This is a genomic window from Pandoraea cepalis, assembly GCF_902459625.1.
GTDB classification, from domain to species: Bacteria; Pseudomonadota; Gammaproteobacteria; order Burkholderiales; family Burkholderiaceae; genus Pandoraea; species Pandoraea cepalis.
Genome location: NZ_CABPRY010000012.1, coordinates 21,104 through 44,732, shown reverse-complemented (window position 1 = coordinate 44,732; position 23,629 = coordinate 21,104). Strand labels below are relative to the sequence as shown.

The following is a 23,629-nucleotide window of genomic DNA, read 5'->3' as shown; positions in this document are numbered from 1 at the left end:
GCTTTCCCCTCAGCCCAGACGGCGCGTGATGCGCCGCTCGATGGCGCGGTTGTACCCGGTGATGATGGCCACATTCACGACCAGCAGGACGATGGCAATCGCGGCCCCCAGCGGCCAGTTCAGCGAACCGAGGAACTCGTCGTAAGCCGTGGTCGCGACCACTTTGAGGCGACGGCCACCGATCAGCGCCGGCGTTGCAAAGGCGCTTGCCGTCAACGCAAAGACGATCAGACTGCCGGAGAGAATGCCCGGCGTGATCTGCGGCAACACCACGCGCCACATCACCGTCGCACGCCCTGCCCCGAGCGAGCGCGCCGCATGTGCGACCGCCGGATCGAGCCGGGTGAGCGATGTCCACACCGAGAGCACCATGAGCGGCACCAGCACATGCACCAGCGCCACCGTCACCGCGCCCATCGTGAAGAGCATCTGCAAGGGATGTCCGATCAACCCGAGCTTCACGAGCACCGTGTTCACCAGCCCCTCGCGGCCCAGCAGGATCGACCAACCCAGCGTTCGCACAACGACCGAGATGAGCAGCGGCCCGAGCACGAGCACCAGGCAGAGCGAGCGCCACGGATCGCGCATGCGGAACAGGAAGTACGCTTCGGGCACACCCACCAGCACGCAGAGGAGCGTCACGCCGACCGAGAGCAGCAAGGTGCGCAGGAAGATCTCGTAGAAATAACTGTCCGTGAGAATGTCGGCATAGTGCTGCAGCGAGATCGTCGGCAGCACGCCGCCCAGGTTCGCGTCGAAGCCATGCAGGCTCAACACGAACGTCAGGACGAGCGGCACCGCGAGCAGCACGAGGAAGTACAGCGTCGCCGGCATGACGAGCGCCCAGGCCGCGCGGCGCTGGCTGGCGATCTCCGGCGAGATTGCCACCGTCGCTTTCATTTCCGGCATGGCCGATGCCTCCGGCGGCGTAGACGTCGCAGCATTCATGCCCCCTCCTGCACGAGACGCAACGCATCGTCGGCCCAGTCGAGCCCCACCGCCTCGCCGTCGTTGGCTGCCACCACGCCATCGTTGGACACGAGCACACGCAGCTCGCCCAGGGCCGTCGATACGGTCAGCACCCAATGGTTGCCGTGGAAGCTGCGCTGGCCCACTCGGCCCGCGAGCCGCCCCGCCGTCGCCGACGTCAGGCGAATGCGTTCGGGCCGCAGACTGAATGTCGCGGGGCCATTCCCCCCCGCCGCCGGCGCCTGTCCCGCATGCGCGGGCGACACGGCGAGCCGGTGCCCTTGTGCGTCGAGCACCGCCACGCCGCCGCGCACATCGAGTTGACCGGAGATGAGATTGGTCTGCCCGATGAAATGCGCGGCGAACGTGGCGCGCGGGTCTTCATAGACCTCATGTGGCGTATCGATGCGCACCACACGCCCAGCGTTGAGCAACACCACGCGATCGCTGATCGCAAGCGCCTCGGCCTGATCGTGCGTCACCATGACGGTGGTCGTGCCGACCTTGCGTTGAATCGCGCGCAACTCGTCCTGCATCTGCTCACGCAGCTTGGCGTCGAGATTCGAGAGCGGTTCGTCGAGCAACAGCACGGGCGGTGCGATCACCAGCGCCCGGGCCAACGCCACGCGCTGACGCTGGCCGCCCGAGAGTTCGCGCGGATAACGCTGCGCGTGCTGGCCGAGATGCACCAGCTCCAGCGCGTCCTGCACGCGGCGCTGCTTCTGCCCGGGGTCCACGCGGCGCATGTCCAGACCGAACGCAACGTTCTGCGCCACGGTCATGTGGGGGAACAGCGCGTAACTCTGGAACACGATCCCGAGTCCGCGCTTTTCCGGCGGCACCGGCGTGAGGTCGCGGCCCTCCAGCAGAATACGGCCGCTGCTGGGGGCGACGAATCCGGCGATCATCTGCAACGTGGTGGTCTTGCCGCAGCCGGACGGGCCCAACAGGGAGATGAATTCGCCCTGTTCAATCGAAAGATCGACGCCCTCGACCGCGACGGTCTCACCGAAGCGCTTGCCGAGTTGCTCGAGACGCAAATATGGAGTGCTCATGGCGCTTAGGGTCTCCGTGCGACTTAACGCTCGATCTGACGGTTCCAGCGCTGCGTCCATTCAGCACGCTTCGCATTGACGACATCCCAGTCGACACGGATGAGCTTGTCGATCTGTGCGGGCGACGGCACGCGCGCAGCCACCGCCATGGAGAGTTGCGTCTTCTTGTTCGACGGCGCGACACCTGCACTTTCGGCAAGAATGGCCTGGGCTTGCGGCGAGAGAATCATTTGGACGAACTTCTGCGCCAGCGCTTCGTTGGCGGACTTGTCTACCACGCACATGCCCATGGCAAGCGCCACCGCCCCTTCCTTCGGATACACGAACTCGGCCGGAATGCCCTGTTGGCGCAACGCCTGAACGCGGCCGTTGCCCCACACGGCGATGGCGACCTCATCCGATTGGAACAGCTCGGCGATCTTGCCCGGCGACGGATCGAACGACAGCACGTTCGGTGCGATCTTCTCCATCGCGCGGAAGCCCGGTTCGATGTTGCTGTCGCTGCCGCCGTTGATCTTCGATTCGACCAGCAGCCCGTGCAGGCCATACGTGTTCTTGATGCTCGGCATCACGAGCCTGCCCTTGTACTTCGGATCCGACAGGTCCTGCCACGACGTCGGCGCGGGCCAGCCCTTCGCCTGGAACACTCGTGTGTTGTAGGCGATGCCTGTGGCGATCAGGCCGGCCGCCACGGCGTTGCCGCCCTTGAACTTCGCGATGTCGTACAGATCGTGATAGACGGGCGCGTCGGCGAGCTTGCCGCAAAAGCCCATCTGGAGGGCCTGGTACATGGGGCCGTCATCGAGGAAGACGACATCCATGCCGGCCTTGCCTTTTTGCGCCTGCAACTTCGCGAGGTTGGTCGTCGAATCGCCGGGCACGATCACCACCTTCGTGCCGGGGTTCGCCTGCTCGAAACTGGGAATGACGTCCTTCTTGAGCATCTGTTCAAACGAACCACCGTAAGCGCCGACGTACAACGTGGTGTCGGCGTAGGCAGCGCTGGCGCCGAATACCGTTCCGGCGACACCGACCGAAATGGCCGCGGCGCGGGCAAGCTTGCGAAGCGTTTGGGGAACGACAGTCTTCATCGATAAGCTCCTTGCGTGAAGTAGGGTTATGTGATGTTATGGCCCGGCAATTTCAAAAAACCCACAACCTGCTGCGTGGTTTGCGTAGGTTCATTTTCGACGCAAGCACCGTCAAATCACATTTTTTCGCCCGCCCATACATAAATGTTATGGCGTGAGGGGATGAGGTTTCCATGAAGATCCGGCAGTTGGAGGCATTTCGCGCGCTGATCCTGCGCCAGACGGTCACTCGGGCTGCGGACATGCTTCACGTTTCGCAACCGGCGGTCACCCGTCTGATCAACGATCTCGAGGCGGATATAGGGTTTTCCTTATTCGACCGGAGCAACGGCCGACTGAACCCGACGCCCGAAGCGATGGTGCTGTTCGAGGAGGTTGAGCGCTCGTTTGCGGGCATCGATCGCATTGCGCAGACGGCCGAGCAGATCAAGTCGCTACGGCGCGGCTCGCTACATGTCGCTGGCGCTCCCGCGCTCGCGCTGGAGTTCCTGCCCACCACGATGACGGGGTTCATGCGCGAGCATCCGGGCATCAGTACGACGTTGCTGATTCACGCGTCGAGCACCGTTATCGATATGGTGGTCGGGCGGCGTTGCGATGTCGGGTTCATCGCGCACCCGATCACGCATGCCGGCGTGAACATTGAAACGCTGCACCGCGCCCCCATGCGCTGCATCCTGCCGCACGGACATCGACTCGCGGATCGCGACGTGATCCATCCTGAGGATTTGCGCGGCGAATCGTTCGTGTCGTACCCGAAGGAGTTCGATGGGCGGATGTATATCGACCAGATCTTTGCCGAGCGACGGATCGATCGGGTGATGAGCGCGGAGTCGCAACTGTCCGCGGCGATTTGCGTGCTTGTGCAGCACGGCGCGGGCGTGTCGATCATCGACCAGGTGACGGCCCGGTACGCGGCGGGACGCGTCATCGTCAAGCCGTTCGAGCCATCGGTCGTGTCGGGCTTCTCGCTGGTCACGTCGAACCAGCACCCGCCCTCGCAACTCGCGAAGGCTTTCGTCGAGTTCACGAAACAGCGCATGATCGAAGCGTTCGGGGATTGAGCGATCCTCGCCCCGGGAGACACTGCAAAGCCTGATTCGCAACGCGAGACTCACCCATGCGCAATGCCCTCCGGCCGAATGGCACGCTCTATGCCAAACTGGGCCTCGGTTGCCAAGGCTTATCACGAATTCGATACGGTGGGGTCAAGCCATCCCGCACTGCGTAAGCAACGCCCGCGCCTGCTCGCCCAGATCTTGCGCCGTCGGATGAAACGGAAACGGGAGGGTGTTGCGCACTCCCTGCAACATCTTGCGCGAGCTTCGCGAATACGCCGGATCGTAGTGCCGCGTAATGAGCACCTCCGAGAGTTCGCGTTGCCGCCCCTCGTCGAGCAACGTCAGCCATTGGTCGATGACCGCCCGTCCATGCAGCGGCACCAGCCGGAGAAGCTGCGTGCGAAAGTCCTCCGGCCGCGCCAGCAAATGGCCGTACTCCTGCATCAACAGGTCGACCCGTGCGTCGAGCGCCACGCGAACCTCGACACACTTCGTGGCCCCGCGCAGCGACGACATCAACGACTCGGGCAGCGTAATCAGTCCGATCCGGCGGCTCTCCGCTTCGACAAACACCGGCCGCGTCGGATCGAGCCCGCGCAACGCGCCGATCAGCGAAGTATCGAACGACTTCTGCGACGGCTGCGCGACGCCCGGCATTGCCCCAAGCAGTGACCCGCGATGCTTCGCCAGCGCCTCGAGATCGAGCGTTTGAGCACCCACGCCGGCCAGCGCGTGCAGCAGACGGGTCTTGCCGCTGCCCGTGTGCCCGGCCAGCACGATGTAATCGAGCGTCGAGGGCAGTGTGCCGAGCGACGCCACAACGTCGCGCCGGTAAGCCTTGTACCCGCCGTCGAGCTGGCGCGCACGCCAGCCGATCATGTTCATGATGAGCGTCATCGACTCGGATCGCTTGCCGCCCCGCCAACAATAGATGAGCGGCCGCCAATTGCGCGGCCGGTCGGCGAACGTCGTATCGAGATGGGCGGCGATGTTGCGCGCGACCATGGCGGCCCCCACGCGCGAGGCATCGAATGGCGATACCTGCTTGTACATCGTACCGACGATGACGCGCTCTTCATTGCTGAGCACCGGCGCGTTGATCGCCCCGGGAATGTGGTCGTCGGCAAATTCGAGCGGTGTGCGAACGTCAATGATGTCGTCAAAGTCGCCCGCGCTTTCCAGGCAAACGCGCATCGGGTTCATCGTGTCCCCGCCGCCAGTTGTCCGCAGTGCTTACCGTACGGGGTGCGCGATGTCGCCTGCGCACGCACGGCCTCGTCCAGGCCGGCGCGCACTTTCGCGGCGCGATCGATGATGTGTGTGGCGGCGTCGGCATCGCCCGCGCCCCCCAGGGCCAGCGCGTAGTCGTCGAGCACCTCGGCGTAGGCGAACGGCACCTTGCGGGCCGCCTCCATGCGATCGAGCGCGTCCAGCGCCCGGCCGAAGTACTTCACCGACGCCGCGTACTGCCGCTGAACCAGCGACAGTCGCGCCAACTCGATCAACGCCGGATACCGGACGTGCCCGGTGAGGATATCGAGATCGTACGCGAGGCTCAGCTCGCGTTCGGCTTCGGGGTAGTAGCAGGTCACCCCCAGCGCCCGGCCATAGTCGAAGTGCATGGCCGCGCGATGCGACGCCGGCCAGCCCGACTGGTCCGCCACAAGCACCGCCTGCCCGAAGGCCCGGCGTGCGCCGTCCCAGTCGCCGCGCACCTCGGCCGCGCCCCCCAGCGCAGCGTAGTCGGGACCGGACGGCTTGCGCTCGGGGACACTACACCCGGCCACGCTCAACAGGCCGCTGAGCGCGCATCCCATCACCCACCACGTTGAAAATCGAATCATTTGATGAAAACACTGCCGGAAAATCATTCGTCGCGGGACACCCCCGTCCCACGCTCGCCCGACAGGATACCGCGTCGCACCTGAACGCCCCAACGCTGGCGCCCGGTCAGGAAGTGCCCCCAGCCCAGCGCGGCGCCCGTGTGCCGCATCAGTTGGAACGAAAACGGCTCCAATACTGCCGCGACAAGCGCCCATCCGAAGCTCGTACCGGTGTTGTGTCCAGTCCAGCGCCGGTACGCATGCACCGACCAGAGATGAAAGCCGAGATCGATGCCGATCTTGCCAAGAATGATGCCCGAGACCGGCAGCAGCACGCCGACATGACCGTCGAAGGCGAACGAGACGAGCAGCGCGAACGCGGTGAGCCCGTAGATCGGCTGAAGCGTATCGAATGCCTTTACCGGCAACATCCAGCGTCCGAGATTGCCATAGCGGCCGTTGCCGACCATATCGCGATACCAGTATTGCGTCTGGAGAAACCCCGCAAACCAGCGGCGACGCTGACGCAGGAAGCTCGTGAGCGTGCTCGGCGCATCGGTGATGGCTTGCGCACCGCCCACCACGCGCACCTCCCACCCAAGCCCATGCGTGGCCGAATAGCGACGCAGGCGATGGATCAGTTCGTAGTCCTCGACAAGACAAGCCGGATCGAATCCGCCAACGGCCAGCACCGCCTCGCGCCGGAAACACGCGAACGCGCCCGAAATCAGCAGCAGGCCGTCGGCATGCATCCAGGCATAGCGCGAAATGAAGTTTCGGATGTACTCGTACGTCTGGAAAAGCTGCAACACGCGCGCGCTCGCCGTGCGGCCGCACACCGGCGTGAGCACGCCAGTCGCGGCCACGAGCCCGGGTCGACGCGCAAACGCGGCGTGCATCGCGGCGCACGCCTCGGCATCGAGCAACGTGTCGGCGTCGACCGTCATCACGATGTCCGTATCGATATCCACGAGCGCCGCGTTGAGCGCACGCGCCTTGCCCCCGTGCGGCACACGCAGCCATTGCAGATTCGGATAGCGCGCACTCGGTGCGCTCAGCCCGCCTTCGCCGGGGTCGATGAGCCCATACTCGCCCGTGAGCAATGCGAACGTGCCATCGCGCGAGCCGTCGTCGGCGATGACAATGGCGTCCGGAACCCGTCGCCCCGCCATCAGCGCGCGCAACGTGACCGGCAACGCCGCCGCCTCGTTGTGCGCCGCGACCACCACGCCGAGCGTCAATCGAACGGCGGCGCCTTCATGACCTGCGTCGGAGGAAGTCTCGTCGGGGTCGGGGCGCATCAGGCGCCACGCTTGCCAGAATACGAATGCCAGCAGCACCGTGTCGTACGCGACATAGGCGACCCCGGTGCCCCACGCGAACACGCCCTTGAGAAAGAATGCCTGCGCGAACAACAGACACCACAGCGCCGCCACGCCCGTATGCACCAGCCAACTGGCCAGCGGCGTCGGCGGTCGCGTGAAGCGCGGTGAGTGACGCTCGCGGGCCACTTCGAGTCGCGACGCCTTCCCCGTTGTTTCCGCGCTCACGGCAGCATCCGGCCAAGCACCGGGTGGCGGTCGATCCACTGATGCTTGAGCGCCCCGCCAATGTGCAACGCCAGCAGCACGTACAAGACATAAGCACAGTAGGTATGGACGTTACCCAGCAAGGTGTGCCAGTAGTCCTTGCTCGCATCGCTCAACGCCATCAGAAAGCCCATGCGCGGGAACGGCACGATACCGAACAGCACCAGCGGATGGGTCGAGGCGGCGACCCACGCCGAATCGTGCGCCCAGCCCGTGAGCGGCAGCACGACGATCAAGACATAAAGCAGCCAATGCGCGAGATGCGCCGCCGTGCGCTCCCATGATGCAAACACGTGCGAGAGCGCGGGCGGACGATGTGTCGCGCGCCACAGCACGCGCAGAATCGCGAGCCCCAGCACGGTAATGCCGATGGACTTGTGCAGATCGATCCAGAAGCGCACGTCGATTTTTTCGAGCGTGGCGTCGGACAGCAAGGCAATCGTCTGGCCGATCGCGATGTTGCCGAGCATCAGCAAGGCGACCGCCCAGTGCAACACCATCGCCACACGGGTGTACTTGGCGTCGTCGTGCAAGGCCACGCCGCGCGGGGGGGCCGACGCGGACGTCGCGGAGGGGGGCTGAGAATTCACGTCGGTGATCCTGAAAATACAGAAGAGGATGATTACATAACGCCAATGGAATCGCGCTTATTCCTGAAGTTCCCCCGAAAAACGTGTTACACGGGATTACACGCTGCGCGCGGGTGCATGAGATAAAAACATCTGGCGGTCGATATTACGCCTTGAATCGCCTCGGGGCTGCCTTGCGAGGCCAGCGCAAAACCGCGATGATCGGGCTTGCGTGCGCAGCGTGAGCGGAGCTGCGCCCCCTACAGGAGACACACCATGTCACGTAGTACCGCCGAAAAACGCGTCGCCTTTCGCGAACTCCACCTCGCCGGCTGCTTTGTCATCCCGAACCCCTGGGACGCGGGCAGCGCGAGGTATCTCGAACACGCGGGCTTCAAGGCGATTGCCTCGACCAGCTCGGGCTTCGCCTGGTCGACCGGGCAACCCGACAATGGCGTGACACGCGATACCGTCCTCGCGCATTTGCGCACGCTCGTTGACGCCACCGATCTGCCCGTCAATGCCGACTTCGAAAGCGGCTTCGGCAGCACGCCCGAAGAAGTCGCGCACAGCGTCAAGATGGCCGTGGCAACAGGCGTGGCCGGCTTGTCCATCGAAGACTCGACGGGCGACGTCAACGCGCCGCTCTTCCCGCTCGACGAGGCTGTCGCGCGCATGAAAGCCGCGCGCCGAGCGATCGACGCGACCGGCGGCGACACCCTCCTCATCGGTCGTGCAGAGAATTTCTTCGCGGGCGTGCCCGATCTCGACGACGCCATTGCACGCCTCCAAGCCTATGCGGAGGCGGGTGCCGACTGCCTCTACGCACCGGGTATTCAATCGGTCGAGCAAATCCAGGCCGTCGTCACGGCCGTGGCGCCCAAACCGGTGAACGTGCTGATTGGCGCGTCGTCACCGATGACACTGCAGGCGCTTGCCGAGCTTGGCGTGCGGCGCGTGAGCGTGGGCGGTGCACTGGCTCGCGCGGCATGGGGAGGCTTCATGCACGCCACGCAGGCGCTCGCCCAAGGGCGCTTCGACGGGTTCGACGGCGCCGCCAGCGGCGCCACGCTCAACGGACTGTTCCGGCAGGGCGTGTGATGCTTCTGGCGCACAGCCGCGGTGCCATTGAGCTACGGGTCCCGATGCATGGGGAAACGCACCGGCCGGTTCGGATTGAGACATGGAGCACGAAGCTGCGCCAGAAAGCCAAACGGCCCGTCGTGCCGAAGCATCGACGGGCCGCGAGTGCGCGAACGCGTTTCGCTTACTCGACGTGCGCCACGCCGCCTGCGAGGACCGCGCCGCCGACCATCTCCGCGGGCAGTGCCCACGACATCCAGCGCGTGCGCAGGGCGACAACCAGCAAGAACGCCAGCGCCGCCAGTGCGCCGAACGTGGCGAAGCCCATCTGGTAGCTGCCCGTCGATTCCTTGGCTATGCCCATGATGACCGGCAGGTAGAAGCCGCCAATGCCACCGGCCGCGCCGATGATGCCCGACATCAGCCCCGTCTTGCCTTGCCAGCGTTGCGGCACGAGCTGGAACGTGGCGCCGTTACCGAGACCGAAGCACAGGTAGATCAGCACCAGCAGAGCGACACCGGCACCTTGCGGGGGCATCCACGCGGCAAAGACAAAATCGATGACCGAAATCGCCGCGAGCAGCAGCACCAGCGCGCGCACGCCAGAGATCCGGTCGGCCACCATTCCGCCGATGGGACGCACCAGCGCACCGAGGAACGCGAGCAGCGACATGAACAGCCCCGCCTCGATGCGCGGCATGCTGTACAGCGAGATGAGCAGCGTGGTCACATACGACGACATGCCGACAAAACCTCCGAACGTGATGCTGTAGACCAGCATGATGACCCACGTGTCCCGTTCGCCGAGCACGCCGCGATAGTGACGCGGCAACACGGCAATCGCCAGCAACGCGCCCAGCACCGGCAGCAGCAACACACCGGCCTTGCCTTCGCCGAATGCGCCGGCATGCACGCACAACACGAGCGCGATAAGACCGAACACGGTAATGAAGAAGCTCGTGAACGCGCGCGGCGCGCTGCCCGACTTAACACCCTGATCCTTTGCCCAGAACACCAGCGCCAGCGCGGCAAGCGCGAGCAGCGGCAGGGCGGCACCGGCCGCACGTGCCCAGCCGTAGTGCTCGGCCAGTCCCGGGAACATGAAGCCATCGAGCACGGCGCCAATGTTGCCCGCCGCGGCGAGACCCAACACCAGCCCCTGTACCTTCGGGGGATAGTTGCTGCCTGCCATCGGCAACGCCACGGCGAAACTCGCGCCGCCGATGCCGAGGAGCACACCGAGTACGAGCAGCAGCGTGTACGACGGCGCACCCGGCATCAGCAGCAGCACGACTGACGGAATCGCCGACAAGGTGATCCCCATCAACGCGATCTTGCGACCGTCGTAGGCCTGGTACAGATTGCCCAGCGTGACGCGCAGAATCGCCGCGCCCAGCACCGGCACCGCCACGAGAAAGCCCGTTTGTGCGGGCGTCATCGCAATGTCCTTGCTGATGAACGGCGCCAGAGGGCCGAGCATCACCCAGACGGTGAAACCCGTGTCGAAGTAGAGAAAACACGCAACCAGCGCGCGCCAGTTGCCACTTTTCAACGATTGCGTGAGCGTGCTCATGGATACCCTCGTGTTCATATGCCAAAAAAAAAGCGTCCCGAAGCCGTACGCCTGTGAACAGGCCTATGGCTTCGGGACGCCGTTGCCCCGAAGTCCGCGCTCGCGCGGAAGTCATGCATGCGGTGCAGAAAATTCGCTTGTCTTCGCTCGGCCGTCGTTGGCCTTGCCTACTGCTTAGCAAGTGGCGTGCCATGTGCTTGCAAGAATTGGCTCGCGACTGGGCAGAGCCCCGCGGGACAAGGCGAGGCAGGATGTCGAGGTCATCAGGAAAATCGCGCAATCGGCCGCGCGGCGTTGTGCGCGCGACGCCCCCGGTGACACCGCAACGGGCACGATGCCGCATCGCGATGCGGCGGCGCACCACAACTGTGCCGCCGGCCTGCCGAGAAGGCCGCATTTCCGCCCACGACCGGTGAATGACCGGGTTGGTGGATAATCGAACCGCCTATCGCCACCGTCCAGACATTGCTCATGAACGCCAAGCTTTTCCCGCATCTGCTTCGCTTCCATCCGCGACTGCTCATCGCCATCGTTCTCGGCGTGCTTGCCGGACTCTTCGTCCAGGTCTTCGTGAGCGGGGAGTTCAGCACGGTGACGCGCATATTGATCGGCTGGAACACGGGCGCCTGGTCCTATCTCGCGATGATCTGGCTCATGATGGTCACCGCCCCCAAGCGCAGCATCGAGCGCTTTGCCGAGCAGGAAGACCAGAGCGCGGCCATTGTGCTCACCGTGGTCAGCCTGTCGGCCATCGCCAGTGTGGCCGCCATCATCCACGTGCTGGCGAGCGCAAAGACCGGCGCCCCACATCAGGCCTCGGAGCATGTGCTGTTCGCGGCCGCCACGCTGATCGCCGGATGGTTCCTCGTGCCGACGATCTACACGCTGCATTACGCGCGGCTGTACTTCACCGATACGGAATCGCCCTTCGCGCTGGCCTGGCCCGAGCGCGACTGCGATCCGGATTACTGGGATTTCCTGTATTTCTCGTTCACCATCGCCGTCGCCTCGCAAACCGCGGACATCGCGCTGACATCGCGCCGCATGCGGCGCACCGCGCTTGCGCAGGCCGTCCTCTCGTTCTTCTTCAATCTCGCCGTGCTCGGCCTGTCGATCAATATCGGTGCCGGATTGCTCGCGTAGCGCCCGCCTGCGTGTGACATGAAGTCGCACCCGGCAAGGACGCGAATCCCCACAAAAACAGGCCACTAGCGCAAATCGACGCGGCGATTGATGCCGCGTCAATGCGCCGCATGTGACGTCTTGTCACGCGTGCTGCGGTGCAGCACGCCCTACCATGCAGGCAAACAAGGGGCGATCGGCAGTGAGGGTCGCCCTATAGACAGGGTTGGTTTGCCTACATTGATCACGACATGACTGCCGCTCCAGAAGCTGTTGACCTCGCGCGCCTGCAATTCGCGTTCACGGTCTCGTTTCACATCGTATTTCCCGCCGTCTCCATTGGTCTGGCGAGCTTCATCGCCGTGCTGGAAGGTCTCTGGCTCAAAACACGTCAGCCGCACTATCTCGATCTGTGTCGCTTCTGGTCGAAGGCCTTCGCGGTGTGCTTCGGCATGGGCGTCGTCTCCGGCGTGGTGATGGCCTATCAGTTCGGCACCAACTGGTCGGGCTTTTCGAGTTTCGCCGGCGCGGTCACCGGCCCGCTGCTCACTTACGAGGTGATGACCGCGTTCTTCCTCGAAGCGGGCTTCCTCGGCATCATGCTGTTCGGTTGGAACCGCGTCAGCGAGCGTGCGCACTTCGCCGCGACCTTGTGCGTGGCCGTCGGCACGTTGATTTCAACGTTCTGGATTCTCGCGTCGAATAGCTGGATGCAAACGCCGCAGGGTGTCGAGATCGTCGACGGCCGCGTGGTCGTGCTGTCGTGGTGGGACGTGATCTTCAACCCGTCCTTCCCGTATCGGCTGGCGCACATGAGCATCGCGGCGTTCGTCGTGGCCGCGCTCGTCGTGGCGGGCACCGGCGCATGGCACCTGCTGCGCGGGCGCCGCGACCCGGCCGTCAAGACCATGTTTTCCATGGCCATGTGGCTGCTGCTGATCTTCGCGCCGCTGCAGGCCGTCGTTGGCGATCTTCATGGTCTGAACACGCGTGAGTACCAACCGGCCAAGCTCGCCGCCATCGAAGGGCTTTGGGAGACGAAGACCGGCGGCACGCCGCTCAACCTGTTCGGCTGGCCCGACATGGCCGCCGAGACCACGCGTTATGCGCTTGAAGTACCGCACCTGGGTAGCCTCATCCTCACGCATCGCTGGGACGGCGAGATTCGTGGTCTGAAGGAATTCCCGAAAGACGAACGCCCCAACGTGCCGCTCGTGTTCTGGAGTTTTCGCATCATGGTCGGCCTCGGCCTCGCGATGATCGCCGCCGCGCTGGCCGCCATATGGCTGCGCCGTCGCGGCACGCTCTTCACGTCGCGCCGCTTTGCCCGCGCCATGCTCGTCCTCTCGCCGACCGGCTTCGTTGCGTTGCTGGCAGGTTGGGTCACCACCGAAGCCGGACGCCAGCCGTGGGTCGTCTACGGGGTGATGCGCACCGCGCACGCCGTGTCGCCGGTGAGCGCCCAACAGGTGCAGGTCTCGCTGCTGGTGCTCGTGCTCACCTACTGCCTCGTGTTCGGCACGGGCATCTATTACCTGCTCAAGTGGCTGCGCGTCGGTCCGGTGTTGCCCGGCGAGCCGTCGGCGGCGTCCGGCAGCGATCACTCGTCGCCACGCGGCCACCTCGCGGCGCAAACCGCCCCCGCCCTGTCCGGGCTATCCGGACGAATGGACACCGACGGCGCACACGCGACCTGATCGGCGCCCCATCACGACTTCGACGTTACCGAGATTTATCATGGATCTGACTTTGGCGTGGGCCGCCATCATCGCGCTCGGCCTGTTTCTCTACGTGGTGCTCGACGGCTTCGACCTCGGCATCGGCATTCTTTTTCCGTTCTTCCCCGACGCGCGCGAACGCGACACGATGATGCACTCCGTCGCCCCCGTCTGGGACGGCAACGAAACATGGCTCGTACTCGGGGGCGCCGGATTGCTCGCCGCGTTCCCAATGGTGTATTCGGTACTCCTCTCGGCGCTGTATCTTCCGCTCGTGCTCATGCTCGTGTGCCTGATCTTCCGAGGCGTGGCGTTCGAGATTCGCGGCAAGTCGCATCGCACCCGGCCGTGGTGGGATCTCGCATTCATCGGTGGCTCGGCCGGCGCAACGTTCTTTCAGGGCGTCTCGCTCGGCGCGTATCTCTCGGGCATTCCGGTCGAGAACGGTCAGTTCGCGGGCGACGCCTTCGCCTGGGTCACCGCGTTCAACCTGTTCACCGGGCTGGGCCTGGTCGTGACGTACGCACTGCTCGGCGCCTGCTGGCTGATCGGCAAGACCGAGGGCGATCTGCAGCGCCGCTTGCGTGTGCTCGCCTGGCCGCTGACGCTGGCGCTCGTGGCCACGATGGCCGTCGTGTCGCTGTGGACGCCGCTGCGCGTGCCGCTCGTGGCCGATCGCTGGTTCGCCGACCAGTGGTTCTGGCGCTGCCTGCCGGTGCCGTTCCTCGTGGCGGGCGCCACGCTCGTCATGCGCCGCGTGCTGCGCCGCTCGCACGATGCCACGCCCTTCTGGCTCGCCATCGGACTCGTGTTTCTGGGGTACAGTGGGTTGCTGATCAGCGCGTATCCGTACGCGATTCTCCCAGGCATCACGCTGTGGGACGCCGCCGCCCCGCAGTCGAGTCTGTCGTTCACGCTATGGGGCGCGGCCTTCATTATTCCGGTGATCCTCGGCTATACGATGCTGGCCTACTGGGTATTTCGCGGCAAGGTGGCTCACGATGCGCACTATCACTGACCTCGTGCGGCCCGCCGTGCGCCAGCGGCGCGAGCGAGCCGCCGCCCACCCCGCCTGGCAGGTGCGCTTGATTGGCTGGGGATGGTTCGTCGCGCTCTGGTGCGCCGGTGTGGCCGGCACCGCCCTGCTTGCACTACCATTCAAGCTCATCATTGCATCTGCCAAATAGGAGGCGTGCTTATGAATCGACTTTCATCCGCTGCGGGAAAGCAATCGTTGCGAATCGCCGGCGCGGCAGCCGTGGCCGTGACGCTCGCCACCGGCGCCGGGGTGGCCTGTGCCGAAGGCATGAGCGTGTCGTCGAGCGCGTTCGCTGACGGCGGCATGCTGCCCGCGATCCACGCCGGGCTGGGCGAGTGCGGCGGCAAGAATGTGAGCCCGCCGCTCGCGTGGCAGCATCTGCCGCAAGCCACGCGCAGCGTGGTCATCACGATGAAGGACCCGGACGGCGCGAAAGGCGGCGGCGTGGTGCATTGGCTCGCCTACAACATTCCGGCAACCGTCTCGTCGCTCGCGGCCGGGGCGGGCAATGAAACGAACGAGCACGTCACGCTGGGCAAGAACGTCAGCGGTGCAATGGCCTATCGCGGCGCGTGTCCGCCGGTCGGCGATTCGCCGCACCACTACATCATTACGGTGACGGCCACCGATCTGGAACCGGGCCGTCTGCCGCCGGGGCTCGACGCCAACGGCCTGACGACCGCGTTGGCCGGCCACACGCTGAACGGCTCGACCCTCGTGGCGCGATACGGCCGATAAGCGCTCGTCGTGCAGCAAAAAAAGCGCTGGAGGGACTTCCCCGCCAGCGCTTTTCGTTGGTACGCCGTCCTGCGACTATTTGTCGCGAGCGAGCGCGAGAAACTCCGTGCGCAACGCCAGGTTCGGCTGCAACTCACCGAGCATCGCCGACGTCACGGTCTCTTCCCCGGCCGTGCGAATACCACGGCTTTCCATGCACATGTGACGACACGACACCACCACCCCGACGGCCTTCGGTTGCAGATGCGTCATCAGCGCTTCGGCGATCTGCGTGGTCAGACGCTCCTGGACTTGCAGGCGGCGCGCAAAACAGTCGACCAGACGCGTGAGCTTCGACAATCCGACGATCTTGCCGTTGGGCAGGTAGCCGATGGTCGCCTTGCCGAAGAACGGGGCGAGATGGTGCTCGCAATGGCTGTAGACGGGAATCCCTCGTACGACGATCAGTTCGTTGTATTGCTCGGCGCCGTCTTCGAAGACCTTGAGCACTTCGGCCGGATCCTGGCCGTAGCCGGACGTCCATTGACGCCAGGCCTTTTGAACGCGCGACGGCGTTTCGTGTAGACCGGGGCGGTTCGGGTCTTCGCCGATGTGTTCCAGGAATCGCTTCCAGTCGTTTTCGTCGAACGTGTCGTGAGACATATCAATCAAGCTCCTTGCATGAGGTCCGGTGCGCTGCGCTGTTAAGGTTCGCGCGCCCCGTGCGCCGCCGGACATGTGCGCACAATAGCAGAGAGTCCCTGCCCGCGCATGGCGACGGATTGCCCGTTGCCCCGCTTTTGCGCTAAGGTGGCAGCGAACAACCGCAACGCACGAGGCGCGTCATGCCGGCAAGCCCCCGCATGTGCACTAACGCGATCACCCTTGCCGCCATGGCCGCGCTGGCTGGCTGCGGCGACCACTCCGCCCGGCCGTGGCAAGGCTATGTGGAGGGCGAATTCGTCTATGTTGCCTCGTCGCAGGCCGGAACCCTGACTACGCTGTCGGTAACCCGCGGCCAGGAGGTCAAGGCGGGAGATGCCCTCTTCGATCTCGACTCCACTTACGAACTGGCCGCACAGGCCCACGCGCGCGAGACACTCGCCAGCGCCGAGGCCCAGTTGCGCGATCTCGAAACCGGCAAGCGCCCCGACGAGATCGCCGTCGCTGCCGCCCAACTCAAGCAAGCCATCGCCGTGCGCGACAAGTCGCTTGCGCAGTTCGACCGCGATCAGGCGCAATATGCCGCCGGCGGAATTTCCCGCGAACAACTCGACGCCAGCCGCGCCGACGCCCGCAGCAGCAGCGCCCGCGTGCAGGAGTTGCAGAGCAGTCTGGCGGTCGCGCGACTGCCGGGCCGCGACGCCCAACGACAGGCGCAGGCCGCTCAGGTCGATGTGGCGCGCGCGGCGCTTGCGCAGGCCGACTGGCAACTCGCTCAGAAGCATCCCGTCGCGAGCGCCGCGGGGCGCGTGTACGACACGATGTACCGCATCGGCGAATGGGTCGCGGCGGGCAGCCCCGTCGTGCGACTGCTGCCGCCGGGCAACATCAAGGTGCGCTTCTTCGTGCCGGAGACCGCCTTGGGCAGCCTGAGCGCGGGGCAGACCGTGCACATCGCCTGCGACGGATGTGGCGCAGGCGTACCCGCCCGCATCACGTACGTCGCCCATCAGGCCGAGTACACGCCGCCCGTTATCTACAGCAACGACACGCGCGACAAGCTCGTCTACATGATCGAAGCGCATCCCGCCGCGGCAGACGCCGTCACACTCAATCCCGGGCAGCCGGTGCAGGTGACGCGACCATGAACGGCCGCGATGCGCGCCCGCGTGAGATCGTCGCCCCCCCGGCCGACGAGGGCCGTCTCGCGATCGATGTGAAGGGTCTGAACAAACGCTTCGGCGACAAGCACGTTGTCAAGGATGTGTCGCTGCAAGTGCAGCGCGGCGAAATCTTCGGCTTTCTCGGGCCGAACGGCAGCGGCAAGACAACCTGCATCCGCATGATGTGCGGCTTGCTCACCCCCGACTCGGGCAGCGGCACGTGCCTCGGTTTCGATATCGTGCGCGAGAGCGCGCAGATCAAGCGTCACGTGGGCTACATGACGCAACGCTTCTCGTACTGGGAAGACCTGACCATTCGCGAGAACCTCGACTTCGTGGCACGCGTGTATGGCATGCCGAACCGGCGAGACGCCGTCGAGCGGGCCATCGAGCGGCTCGGCCTGACGGGCCGCGCAAAGCAACTGACCGGGTCGCTCTCCGGCGGCTGGAAGCAGCGCCTGGCGCTCGCGGCGTGCATGCTGCACGAGCCGCAGGTGCTGCTGCTCGACGAGCCGACCGCCGGCGTCGACCCGACCGCCCGGCGCGACTTCTGGGAGGAATTGCACGAGTTGGCCTCGCGCGGCATCTCGGTTCTCGTGAGCACGCATTACATGGACGAGGCCGAGCGCTGTCACAAGCTCGCCTACATCTCGTATGGCGAACTGCTCGCGCAAGGCACGGCCGCCGAGGTCACCGCTCGCCAGCATCTGTCGACGTGGCGGGTGCACGGCGAGAACCTCATCGATCTGGCGCGCGAACTGCGCGCGCAACCCGTCGTGGCACAGACGGTCGCCTTTGGCGATACGCTGCATGTCAGCGGGCGGGATGCCACCGCCCTGGACAAGTTGCTGCATGATCTGGCCAGCGAACGCGGGCTGCGGGTCGCGCCCATCGACACGAGCCTGGAAGACGTATTCATTTACCTGATGAGCCACGCGAAAGACAACTTCGGAGACAAGGCATGAGCGCGCCGCTCGGGTTCTCGATCGCCCGGTGGTGGAGCATTGTGTGCAAGGAGTTCCTGCAACTGCGCCGCGACCGCGTGACGTTTGCGATGATCGTGGGTGTGCCGCTTGTGCAACTGGCGCTCTTCGGCTTCGCCATCAACTCCGATCCCAAGCATATGCCGACCGCGACGCTCGTGGCCGACGACAGCGAGTTCACGCGCAGCTTCATGGCCGCGATGGAGCATTCGGGATACTTTCGCTTTACCGAGGCGTTGACCAGCGAAGATGCCGGACGCGCCGCTCTCGCGCAGGGACGCGCGCAGTTCGTGCTGAACATTCCTGCCGATTTCACTCGCCGGCTGTTGCGCGGCGAGCGGCCCGCCGTGCTCATCGAGGCCGATGCGACGGATCCGATGGCAATGGCCTCCGCGCTCGGCGCCTTGCCAGCCATCGCCCAGTCCGCCGCGCAAAAGGACCTGACGGGGCCGCTTGCGAATCTGGCCGGCTCGCAAGCGGCGTTCGACGTGCAGGTGCATCGTCTCTATAACGCGGAGGGCATCACGCAATACAACATCATTCCCGGCCTGATGGGGGTGATTCTGACGATGACACTTGCGATGATGACCGGCATTGCCATCGTGCGCGAGCGCGAGCGCGGCACGATGGAGAACCTGCTCGCCACGCCGGTATTGCCCATCGAAGTCATGACCGGCAAGATCGTGCCGTACGTCGCCATTGGGTTGCTTCAGGCGACCATCATCCTGATCGCCGCGCGCTTCGCCTTTCATGTGCCGTTCGAAGGCAGTGTCGTCGCGATCTATCTCGCCGCGCTGGTGTTTATCGCGGCCAACCTGATCGTCGGGATCGCGTTATCGTCGTTTGCACAGAACCAGTTGCAGGCCATGCAGCTCACCGTGTTCTACTTTCTGCCGAGCATGCTGCTCTCGGGCTTCATGTTCCCGTTTGGCGGCATGCCCGCGTGGGCACAGGCCATCGGCAACCTGCTGCCGCTGACGTATTTCAACCGGCTCATTCGCGGCATTCTGCTCAAGGGCAACGGCTGGGCCGATGCGTGGCACGATCTGTGGCCGCTGCTGGCCTTCTCCGCCATTCTCATGATGGTGGCCGTGAAGTTCTACAAACGTACCCTCGACTGAGGCGCTCATGCGACTTGCCCAACTTGCGCATCGCCGCCGCCTCGCCTACGGGTCGCGGTGGCTGGCGCTCGGGCTGAGCGCGATGCTCGCCGCCTGCGCGCTCGGTCCGGACTGGCGCGCCCCCGACGCTACGCATGTCGCGCAATACACCACGGGCACACAACCCTCGACGACGGCCGGGGCAGCAGGCGCGCAAAGCGCCGCGCAGACCTTCGTCGCCGGCGAGGACGTGCCGTCCGCCTGGTGGACCCGCTTCGGCTCGCCCGCGCTCAACGCCCTCGTCGCGCAGGCGTTGACCGACAGTCCAACGCTACGCCAGGCCGAGGCGAAACTGCGTCAGGCGCAGGAAGACTTTCGTGCTCAGGACGGCGCGCGCTCCCTGCCCTCGGCGAATCTGAAGCTCTCCGGTACGCGCGAACGGGTCGATCCGGCGTCGTTCGGCATCACCAGCTTGCCGAGTCCCGGGCCGTTCACCTTGTATAACGCCAGCGTCGACGTGTCCTACACGCTCGACGTGTTCGGCGCCAATCGCCGCGCGCTGGAAGGGCTCGCCGCTCAGATCGACTATCAACACTTCACGCTGGACGCGGCCAGGCTCTCGCTCGCGGGCAACGTAGTGACAGCCGCCCTGCGCCAGGCCAGTGCCCGGGCGCAACTCTCAGCACTCGAAGGTATCGTGACGGCTCAACGGGCGCAGCTCGATATCACACGCTCACGCGAGCGCTTGGGGGGCGTATCGACGCTCGACGTCGAGAATCAGGCGGCGCTCGTCGCCCAGACCGAAGCCCAGCTGCCCGCGTTGCGCACGCAAATTGCGCAATACGATCACCAGTTGGCGCGCTTGACCGGTCAGCCGCCGGGCGCGTTCGCGTCGCCCGTCATCGATCTCGATACCCTGCGATTACCGCGGACGGTTCCCGTCTCGCTGCCGTCGACGCTGGCCCGGCGCCGACCGGATATCCGCGCCGCCGAAGCGTTGTTGCACAAGGCAAGTGCCGATGTCGGCGTCGCCACGGCGAACCTCTACCCCCAGTTCACACTTTCCGGCAGCTTCGGCACGCAGCGCATGCGACTGGCCGATCTTGGCGATGGCATCAATATCTGGAACCTCGGGATGAACCTGCTGCAGCCGCTGTTTCGCGGCGGCGCGTTGCAGGCGCAACGGCGCTCGGCCATCGCGGCATACGACGCCGCACTGGCGTCGTATCAGGACACCGTGCTGCTCGGTCTCGCACAGGTCGCCGATGCCATGCGCGCGCTGGCCTCCGATGCCGACACCCTGGCCGCACGTGCCGACGCGGCCCGGCGAGCGGAAACCGCGCTCCGGATCGCAAGCGAACGATATCGGGTGGGCGGCATCAGTCATCTCGCTTGGCTCGACGTGCAGCGTCAGGCGCTCGACGCCACACGCGCGCGACTCGACGCGCAAGGCGCTCGCCTGACGGACACGGCCGCATTGTGGCAAGCGTTGGGCGGGGCGATGGTCGAGCCATCCCGTGTTCAGGCGACGCCCTAGCCGCGCGACTGCGCCTCGTCCGCCAGACACTTCATCAGCGTGGCGACCGGTGGGCGGCCAAGCGCTGGCTGACGCACCAACACCCCCAACTCGCGCGTGAGCGGCGCGCCGCTGAGTGGAAGAACCTGCACGCCCGTTGCGCCGCCCTTGGCAAGCTTCGCCCCCACGTTGCCGCCAACCGGCAAGCCGATGAGCGTCGCAGGCACGATCGACCATCCCAGCCGCGCCCGAACCATGCGCAAGATGACTTCGGGCTCGTCAAGCTCCACGCCCTCGCGCACCCAGAGCCGGTGACGTCGCAGGTAACGCTCGACGAGGTCGCCACCATACGAGCGCCGGTTGTAACGCACGAACGGCAGGGCTTGCGCCCAGTCGGCCACGGTTCCGCCCGTGCCTTTGGGCGCGATCGCCACGTACGGCTCCTGCATGAGGGTGAGCCATTTCATATCGGCCGGCACACCGATACGCGGGCGGATCATCACCGCCAGATCGAGTTCCTTGGCATCGAGTTGCGCGAGCAGCTGCACGGACATGCCCGGCACGATGTTCAGATGCGGCATCGCGCCGAGCGCGGTCCAGCGCGACATTGCGCCGGGCAGGAGACCGAGTTGCGCCGTGAGGATCGCGCCCACGTGGATCGGCGCGAGCGCCGCCTGCCCGCCGTATCCGCCCGCCTCGCCGCGCATGGCCTGATAGCCGGCAATCACTCCCTGCGCCTGAGCGAGCAATCGACGGCCATCGTCGGACAAGGTCACGGCGCGGGCAGTGCGCTCGAAGAGTCGCACACCGAGATCGTCCTCAAGTCGCTGAATCTGCGCACTCACGGCCGACTGGGTCAATCCGAGTCGCGCCCCCGCCGCCGAGAACGATGCGGTTTCGGCGGCCGTAACGAAGGTTTTGAGATAGCGGATCATGGATCGAAAATTTTCTGCCTGAGCGTTCGAATTATTCGTTTTGGATTGTTTTTATCGATGGATAGAATTTACCGCAAATCAGTGACGCCGTTCACGCCACCGATGACCCAGGACAGCATTTCCGATAGCACTCGCCGGATTCGGTGCTCGCTTCTCACCGCATGGCATTGGAGTTTCCTATGGCAACACCACTCTTTCATCTCGCGTTCCCTGTCGACAATCTCGATGCGGCCCGCCGCTTCTATGGCGACGTGATGGGCTGTACCGAAGGCCGCAGTTCGGATCACTGGATCGACTTCGACTTCTTCGGTCATCAACTGGTGGCCCATCTCTCGCCGGAAGACGCCGGCCGGCGGATCACGAACCCGGTCGACGGCGATGAGGTTCCCGTGCCGCATTTCGGCGTTATCCTTGACATGCCGGCATGGCACGCGCTGGCCGATCGCCTGCGTGCCGCGGGCACCCGCTTCGTGATCGAACCGCATATTCGTTTCGCCGGGCAGGTGGGCGAGCAAGCGACGCTCTTCTTCTACGACCCGGCCGGCAACGCGCTGGAGTTCAAGGCGTTCGCAGATATGTCGCAGGTCTTTGCCAAGTAATACTGTTGCGCCGTCGCTCGCGCAGTCAGACGCGACGGCATGCAAGGCGCCGCCTCGTGTCGGCGCCTGTGTTTATCCGTCATTGTTTCGTATCAGCCGAGAGTCTTCTCATGAGCCAATTCGTTATTTCGGCGCCGCCCCAGGCGTCGGTCGCCGTGGCGGGCAGCGATGCCCGTTTCCCCGTGCGTCGCGTGTTCTGCGTCGGCCGCAACTATGCTGCGCACGCGCGCGAGATGGGCAGCAATCCGGATCGCGAGCCGCCGTTCTTTTTCATGAAGCCGGCCGACGCTGTCGTGGCCGCCAACGGCACGCTGCCCTACCCGCCGCTCACGAGCGAACTGCACCACGAAATTGAACTGGTGGTCGCCATCGGCGCCGATGGCGAGAACGTCGATGCGGATCAGGCGCTCTCGCTGGTGTGGGGGTATGGCGTTGGCGTCGATCTGACCCGTCGCGACCTGCAACAGCAAGCCAAGGACACGCGCCGTCCGTGGGACTGGGGCAAGGCGTTCGATGCGTCGGCCCCATGCGGCCCGCTGCACGCCGTGGCCGAGGTCGGCCATCCGAAGGAAGGCCGCGTGTGGCTTGACGTGAACGGCGAGAACCGCCAGACCGGTGATCTCAACGAACTGATCTGGTCGGTCCCCGATCTGATTGCCGAGATCTCGCGCAGCGTGAAGCTCGCCGCGGGCGACCTGATCTTTACCGGCACCCCCGCCGGTGTCGGGCCGCTCGAACCCGGCGACAAGGTTAGCGCCGGTGTGGCCGGTGTGGGCGAGATTGCCTTCGCCATCGGCCAGAAGCCCGCCGCCTGACGCAAGTCGTTCGATCGATTCGCACGCTGCGCCGGTGCGTCGCTGCGCCGGTGCGTCGGCCGGGATACGTCTGCCGGGATATCCACAGCAACTGTTGATAACCCTCTGCATAAGTGTCCCGCCGACGTCGCAAACGCCCGCCGGCATTAGGTGTCAAGTGCATTGCCTAATTTGCCGTCACCGCTGCGGCGCCGGGCCTCCCAACGGGTACCCGCCCGCCGGTGCAACATTCAGCACGCCCTCCCCGCCCTGCCGTTCATTCCTGAAACGTTTTTCATCGGACGACGACATGTGCCCCGCGTCGAGCGATCAACTTCCCTTTTGATTCAAGGCTTTGTTACCACTGGCACGCTTCTCGCATCAACGACAGGGCAAGCCGTCCGCCCTCGGGGAAGCCTCATCGCCAGGGCCAACTGCCTCGGGAATCACGCCATGCACGCCACATG

General features: G+C 65.2%; 23 protein-coding genes. 13 read left to right on the top strand and 10 right to left on the bottom strand.

Going from position 1 to position 23,629, the window contains the following annotated elements; translation table 11 throughout:
• Window positions 1–9: 9 nt before the first annotated feature.
• The 3 genes from PCE31107_RS19775 to PCE31107_RS19765 are packed head-to-tail and all read right to left on the bottom strand — an operon-like array spanning window position 10 to window position 3,115.
• Window positions 10–948 (bottom strand): ABC transporter permease, encoded by a 939-nt coding sequence (locus PCE31107_RS19775; protein ID WP_246181897.1) that lies wholly within the window; start codon window positions 946–948, stop codon window positions 10–12.
• Complete coding sequence (locus PCE31107_RS19770) at window positions 945–2,024, bottom strand: ABC transporter ATP-binding protein (RefSeq protein WP_150610383.1); 1,080 nt, start codon at window positions 2,022–2,024, stop codon at window positions 945–947. The genes PCE31107_RS19775 and PCE31107_RS19770 overlap by 4 nt, the downstream gene beginning before the upstream one ends.
• A 23-nt stretch (window positions 2,025–2,047) precedes the next feature.
• Window positions 2,048–3,115: an ABC transporter substrate-binding protein gene (locus tag PCE31107_RS19765; RefSeq protein ID WP_017233413.1), complete on the bottom strand. Its 1,068-nt coding sequence runs from the start codon at window positions 3,113–3,115 to the stop codon at window positions 2,048–2,050.
• A gap of 173 nt (window positions 3,116–3,288) precedes the next feature.
• Between PCE31107_RS19765 and PCE31107_RS19760 the strand changes: the two genes are divergently transcribed.
• Window positions 3,289–4,179, top strand: a complete 891-nt coding sequence (locus tag PCE31107_RS19760) for a LysR substrate-binding domain-containing protein (RefSeq protein WP_150610382.1) — start codon at window positions 3,289–3,291, stop codon at window positions 4,177–4,179.
• A 144-nt stretch (window positions 4,180–4,323) separates the two neighbouring features.
• On the opposite strand, the gene mnmH is transcribed toward PCE31107_RS19760, so the two are convergent.
• Genes mnmH through PCE31107_RS19740 form a run of 4 tightly spaced genes read right to left on the bottom strand, consistent with a single transcriptional unit; the run spans window position 4,324 to window position 8,178 of the window.
• Window positions 4,324–5,379, bottom strand: a complete 1,056-nt coding sequence (mnmH, locus tag PCE31107_RS19755) for a tRNA 2-selenouridine(34) synthase MnmH (protein ID WP_150610381.1) — start codon at window positions 5,377–5,379, stop codon at window positions 4,324–4,326.
• Window positions 5,376–6,020, bottom strand: a complete 645-nt coding sequence (locus tag PCE31107_RS19750; RefSeq protein WP_150610380.1) for a tetratricopeptide repeat protein — start codon at window positions 6,018–6,020, stop codon at window positions 5,376–5,378. The genes mnmH and PCE31107_RS19750 overlap by 4 nt, the downstream gene beginning before the upstream one ends.
• Window positions 6,021–6,043: 23 nt before the next feature.
• Complete coding sequence (locus tag PCE31107_RS19745) at window positions 6,044–7,549, bottom strand: glycosyltransferase family 2 protein (RefSeq protein ID WP_174966735.1); 1,506 nt, start codon at window positions 7,547–7,549, stop codon at window positions 6,044–6,046.
• Window positions 7,546–8,178 (bottom strand): cytochrome b, encoded by a 633-nt coding sequence (locus PCE31107_RS19740; RefSeq protein ID WP_150610379.1) that lies wholly within the window; start codon window positions 8,176–8,178, stop codon window positions 7,546–7,548. Before PCE31107_RS19740 ends, PCE31107_RS19745 begins: the two co-directional genes overlap by 4 nt.
• 255 nt (window positions 8,179–8,433) lie before the next feature.
• Between PCE31107_RS19740 and PCE31107_RS19735 the strand changes: the two genes are divergently transcribed.
• Entirely contained in the window at window positions 8,434–9,258 is an 825-nt protein-coding gene (locus PCE31107_RS19735; RefSeq protein WP_130026393.1) for an isocitrate lyase/PEP mutase family protein, read from the top strand.
• Window positions 9,259–9,424: 166 nt separating this feature from the next.
• On the opposite strand, the gene PCE31107_RS19730 is transcribed toward PCE31107_RS19735, so the two are convergent.
• Window positions 9,425–10,813: an MFS transporter gene (locus PCE31107_RS19730; protein WP_150610378.1), complete on the bottom strand. Its 1,389-nt coding sequence runs from the start codon at window positions 10,811–10,813 to the stop codon at window positions 9,425–9,427.
• 471 nt (window positions 10,814–11,284) lie between these two features.
• Here PCE31107_RS19730 and PCE31107_RS19725 point away from each other — a divergent pair, with 471 nt between their 5' ends.
• From PCE31107_RS19725 to PCE31107_RS19705, 5 genes are all read left to right on the top strand, one after another.
• The gene (locus tag PCE31107_RS19725) at window positions 11,285–11,956 is read left to right on the top strand and encodes a DUF1345 domain-containing protein (RefSeq protein WP_130026395.1); all 672 of its coding nucleotides are present in this window, start codon (window positions 11,285–11,287) and stop codon (window positions 11,954–11,956) included.
• A gap of 230 nt (window positions 11,957–12,186) precedes the next feature.
• Window positions 12,187–13,632, top strand: a complete 1,446-nt coding sequence (locus PCE31107_RS19720) for a cytochrome ubiquinol oxidase subunit I (RefSeq protein WP_150610377.1) — start codon at window positions 12,187–12,189, stop codon at window positions 13,630–13,632.
• Between the two features lie 40 nt (window positions 13,633–13,672).
• Window positions 13,673–14,671, top strand: a complete 999-nt coding sequence (gene cydB / locus PCE31107_RS19715; protein WP_130026397.1) for a cytochrome d ubiquinol oxidase subunit II — start codon at window positions 13,673–13,675, stop codon at window positions 14,669–14,671.
• Window positions 14,655–14,840, top strand: a complete 186-nt coding sequence (locus tag PCE31107_RS19710; protein WP_150610376.1) for a hypothetical protein — start codon at window positions 14,655–14,657, stop codon at window positions 14,838–14,840. The genes cydB and PCE31107_RS19710 overlap by 17 nt, the downstream gene beginning before the upstream one ends.
• An 11-nt stretch (window positions 14,841–14,851) precedes the next feature.
• Window positions 14,852–15,430 (top strand): YbhB/YbcL family Raf kinase inhibitor-like protein, encoded by a 579-nt coding sequence (locus PCE31107_RS19705; RefSeq protein ID WP_246181896.1) that lies wholly within the window; start codon window positions 14,852–14,854, stop codon window positions 15,428–15,430.
• A gap of 75 nt (window positions 15,431–15,505) precedes the next feature.
• Here the strand turns inward: PCE31107_RS19705 and folE are convergent, their stop codons facing one another.
• Entirely contained in the window at window positions 15,506–16,072 is a 567-nt protein-coding gene (folE, locus tag PCE31107_RS19700) for a GTP cyclohydrolase I FolE (protein WP_130026399.1), read from the bottom strand.
• A 182-nt stretch (window positions 16,073–16,254) separates the two neighbouring features.
• Here folE and PCE31107_RS19695 point away from each other — a divergent pair, with 182 nt between their 5' ends.
• Genes PCE31107_RS19695 through PCE31107_RS19680 form a run of 4 tightly spaced genes read left to right on the top strand, consistent with a single transcriptional unit; the run spans window position 16,255 to window position 20,855 of the window.
• On the top strand, window positions 16,255–17,220 hold the full coding sequence (locus tag PCE31107_RS19695; protein ID WP_246181895.1) for an HlyD family secretion protein: 966 nt from the start codon (window positions 16,255–16,257) through the stop codon (window positions 17,218–17,220).
• On the top strand, window positions 17,217–18,200 hold the full coding sequence (locus PCE31107_RS19690) for an ABC transporter ATP-binding protein (RefSeq protein WP_150610375.1): 984 nt from the start codon (window positions 17,217–17,219) through the stop codon (window positions 18,198–18,200). The genes PCE31107_RS19695 and PCE31107_RS19690 overlap by 4 nt, the downstream gene beginning before the upstream one ends.
• Window positions 18,197–19,339 carry an ABC transporter permease gene (locus tag PCE31107_RS19685; protein ID WP_150610374.1) on the top strand — a complete coding sequence of 381 codons (1,143 nt, stop codon included), beginning with the start codon at window positions 18,197–18,199 and terminating at the stop codon, window positions 19,337–19,339. The genes PCE31107_RS19690 and PCE31107_RS19685 overlap by 4 nt, the downstream gene beginning before the upstream one ends.
• Window positions 19,340–19,346: 7 nt before the next feature.
• Window positions 19,347–20,855 carry an efflux transporter outer membrane subunit gene (locus tag PCE31107_RS19680; RefSeq protein ID WP_150610373.1) on the top strand — a complete coding sequence of 503 codons (1,509 nt, stop codon included), beginning with the start codon at window positions 19,347–19,349 and terminating at the stop codon, window positions 20,853–20,855.
• Here the strand turns inward: PCE31107_RS19680 and PCE31107_RS19675 are convergent.
• The gene (locus PCE31107_RS19675; protein ID WP_150610372.1) at window positions 20,852–21,769 is read right to left on the bottom strand and encodes a LysR family transcriptional regulator; all 918 of its coding nucleotides are present in this window, start codon (window positions 21,767–21,769) and stop codon (window positions 20,852–20,854) included. The two genes, PCE31107_RS19680 and PCE31107_RS19675, sit on opposite strands and share 4 nt — an antisense overlap.
• Before the next feature lie 179 nt (window positions 21,770–21,948).
• Here PCE31107_RS19675 and PCE31107_RS19670 point away from each other — a divergent pair, with 179 nt between their 5' ends.
• Together PCE31107_RS19670 and PCE31107_RS19665 are read left to right on the top strand one after the other, a co-directional pair.
• Window positions 21,949–22,368, top strand: a complete 420-nt coding sequence (locus PCE31107_RS19670) for a VOC family protein (RefSeq protein ID WP_130026404.1) — start codon at window positions 21,949–21,951, stop codon at window positions 22,366–22,368.
• 110 nt (window positions 22,369–22,478) lie between these two features.
• Entirely contained in the window at window positions 22,479–23,183 is a 705-nt protein-coding gene (locus PCE31107_RS19665; protein ID WP_150564027.1) for a fumarylacetoacetate hydrolase family protein, read from the top strand.
• The last annotated feature ends 446 nt before the right edge of the window (window positions 23,184–23,629 follow it).

Excerpts from the sequence above, each read along its gene's own strand:
- PCE31107_RS19770 (WP_150610383.1), bottom strand. The coding sequence starts at position 2,024 with ATGAGCACTCCATATTTGCGTCTCGAGCAACTCGGCAAGCGCTTCGGT.
- PCE31107_RS19735 (WP_130026393.1), top strand. The coding sequence starts at position 8,434 with ATGTCACGTAGTACCGCCGAAAAACGCGTCGCCTTTCGCGAACTCCAC.
- PCE31107_RS19675 (WP_150610372.1), bottom strand. The coding sequence starts at position 21,769 with ATGATCCGCTATCTCAAAACCTTCGTTACGGCCGCCGAAACCGCATCG.
- PCE31107_RS19710 (WP_150610376.1), top strand. The coding sequence starts at position 14,655 with ATGCGCACTATCACTGACCTCGTGCGGCCCGCCGTGCGCCAGCGGCGC.
- PCE31107_RS19670 (WP_130026404.1), top strand. The coding sequence starts at position 21,949 with ATGGCAACACCACTCTTTCATCTCGCGTTCCCTGTCGACAATCTCGAT.
- folE (WP_130026399.1), bottom strand. The coding sequence starts at position 16,072 with ATGTCTCACGACACGTTCGACGAAAACGACTGGAAGCGATTCCTGGAA.
- PCE31107_RS19730 (WP_150610378.1), bottom strand. The coding sequence starts at position 10,813 with ATGAGCACGCTCACGCAATCGTTGAAAAGTGGCAACTGGCGCGCGCTG.
- mnmH (WP_150610381.1), bottom strand. The coding sequence starts at position 5,379 with ATGAACCCGATGCGCGTTTGCCTGGAAAGCGCGGGCGACTTTGACGAC.
- PCE31107_RS19680 (WP_150610373.1), top strand. The coding sequence starts at position 19,347 with ATGCGACTTGCCCAACTTGCGCATCGCCGCCGCCTCGCCTACGGGTCG.
- PCE31107_RS19725 (WP_130026395.1), top strand. The coding sequence starts at position 11,285 with ATGAACGCCAAGCTTTTCCCGCATCTGCTTCGCTTCCATCCGCGACTG.
- PCE31107_RS19695 (WP_246181895.1), top strand. The coding sequence starts at position 16,255 with ATGCCGGCAAGCCCCCGCATGTGCACTAACGCGATCACCCTTGCCGCC.
- PCE31107_RS19775 (WP_246181897.1), bottom strand. The coding sequence starts at position 948 with ATGAATGCTGCGACGTCTACGCCGCCGGAGGCATCGGCCATGCCGGAA.
- PCE31107_RS19720 (WP_150610377.1), top strand. The coding sequence starts at position 12,187 with ATGACTGCCGCTCCAGAAGCTGTTGACCTCGCGCGCCTGCAATTCGCG.
- PCE31107_RS19760 (WP_150610382.1), top strand. The coding sequence starts at position 3,289 with ATGAAGATCCGGCAGTTGGAGGCATTTCGCGCGCTGATCCTGCGCCAG.
- PCE31107_RS19765 (WP_017233413.1), bottom strand. The coding sequence starts at position 3,115 with ATGAAGACTGTCGTTCCCCAAACGCTTCGCAAGCTTGCCCGCGCCGCG.
- cydB (WP_130026397.1), top strand. The coding sequence starts at position 13,673 with ATGGATCTGACTTTGGCGTGGGCCGCCATCATCGCGCTCGGCCTGTTT.
- PCE31107_RS19665 (WP_150564027.1), top strand. The coding sequence starts at position 22,479 with ATGAGCCAATTCGTTATTTCGGCGCCGCCCCAGGCGTCGGTCGCCGTG.
- PCE31107_RS19705 (WP_246181896.1), top strand. The coding sequence starts at position 14,852 with ATGAATCGACTTTCATCCGCTGCGGGAAAGCAATCGTTGCGAATCGCC.
- PCE31107_RS19750 (WP_150610380.1), bottom strand. The coding sequence starts at position 6,020 with ATGATTCGATTTTCAACGTGGTGGGTGATGGGATGCGCGCTCAGCGGC.
- PCE31107_RS19690 (WP_150610375.1), top strand. The coding sequence starts at position 17,217 with ATGAACGGCCGCGATGCGCGCCCGCGTGAGATCGTCGCCCCCCCGGCC.
- PCE31107_RS19685 (WP_150610374.1), top strand. The coding sequence starts at position 18,197 with ATGAGCGCGCCGCTCGGGTTCTCGATCGCCCGGTGGTGGAGCATTGTG.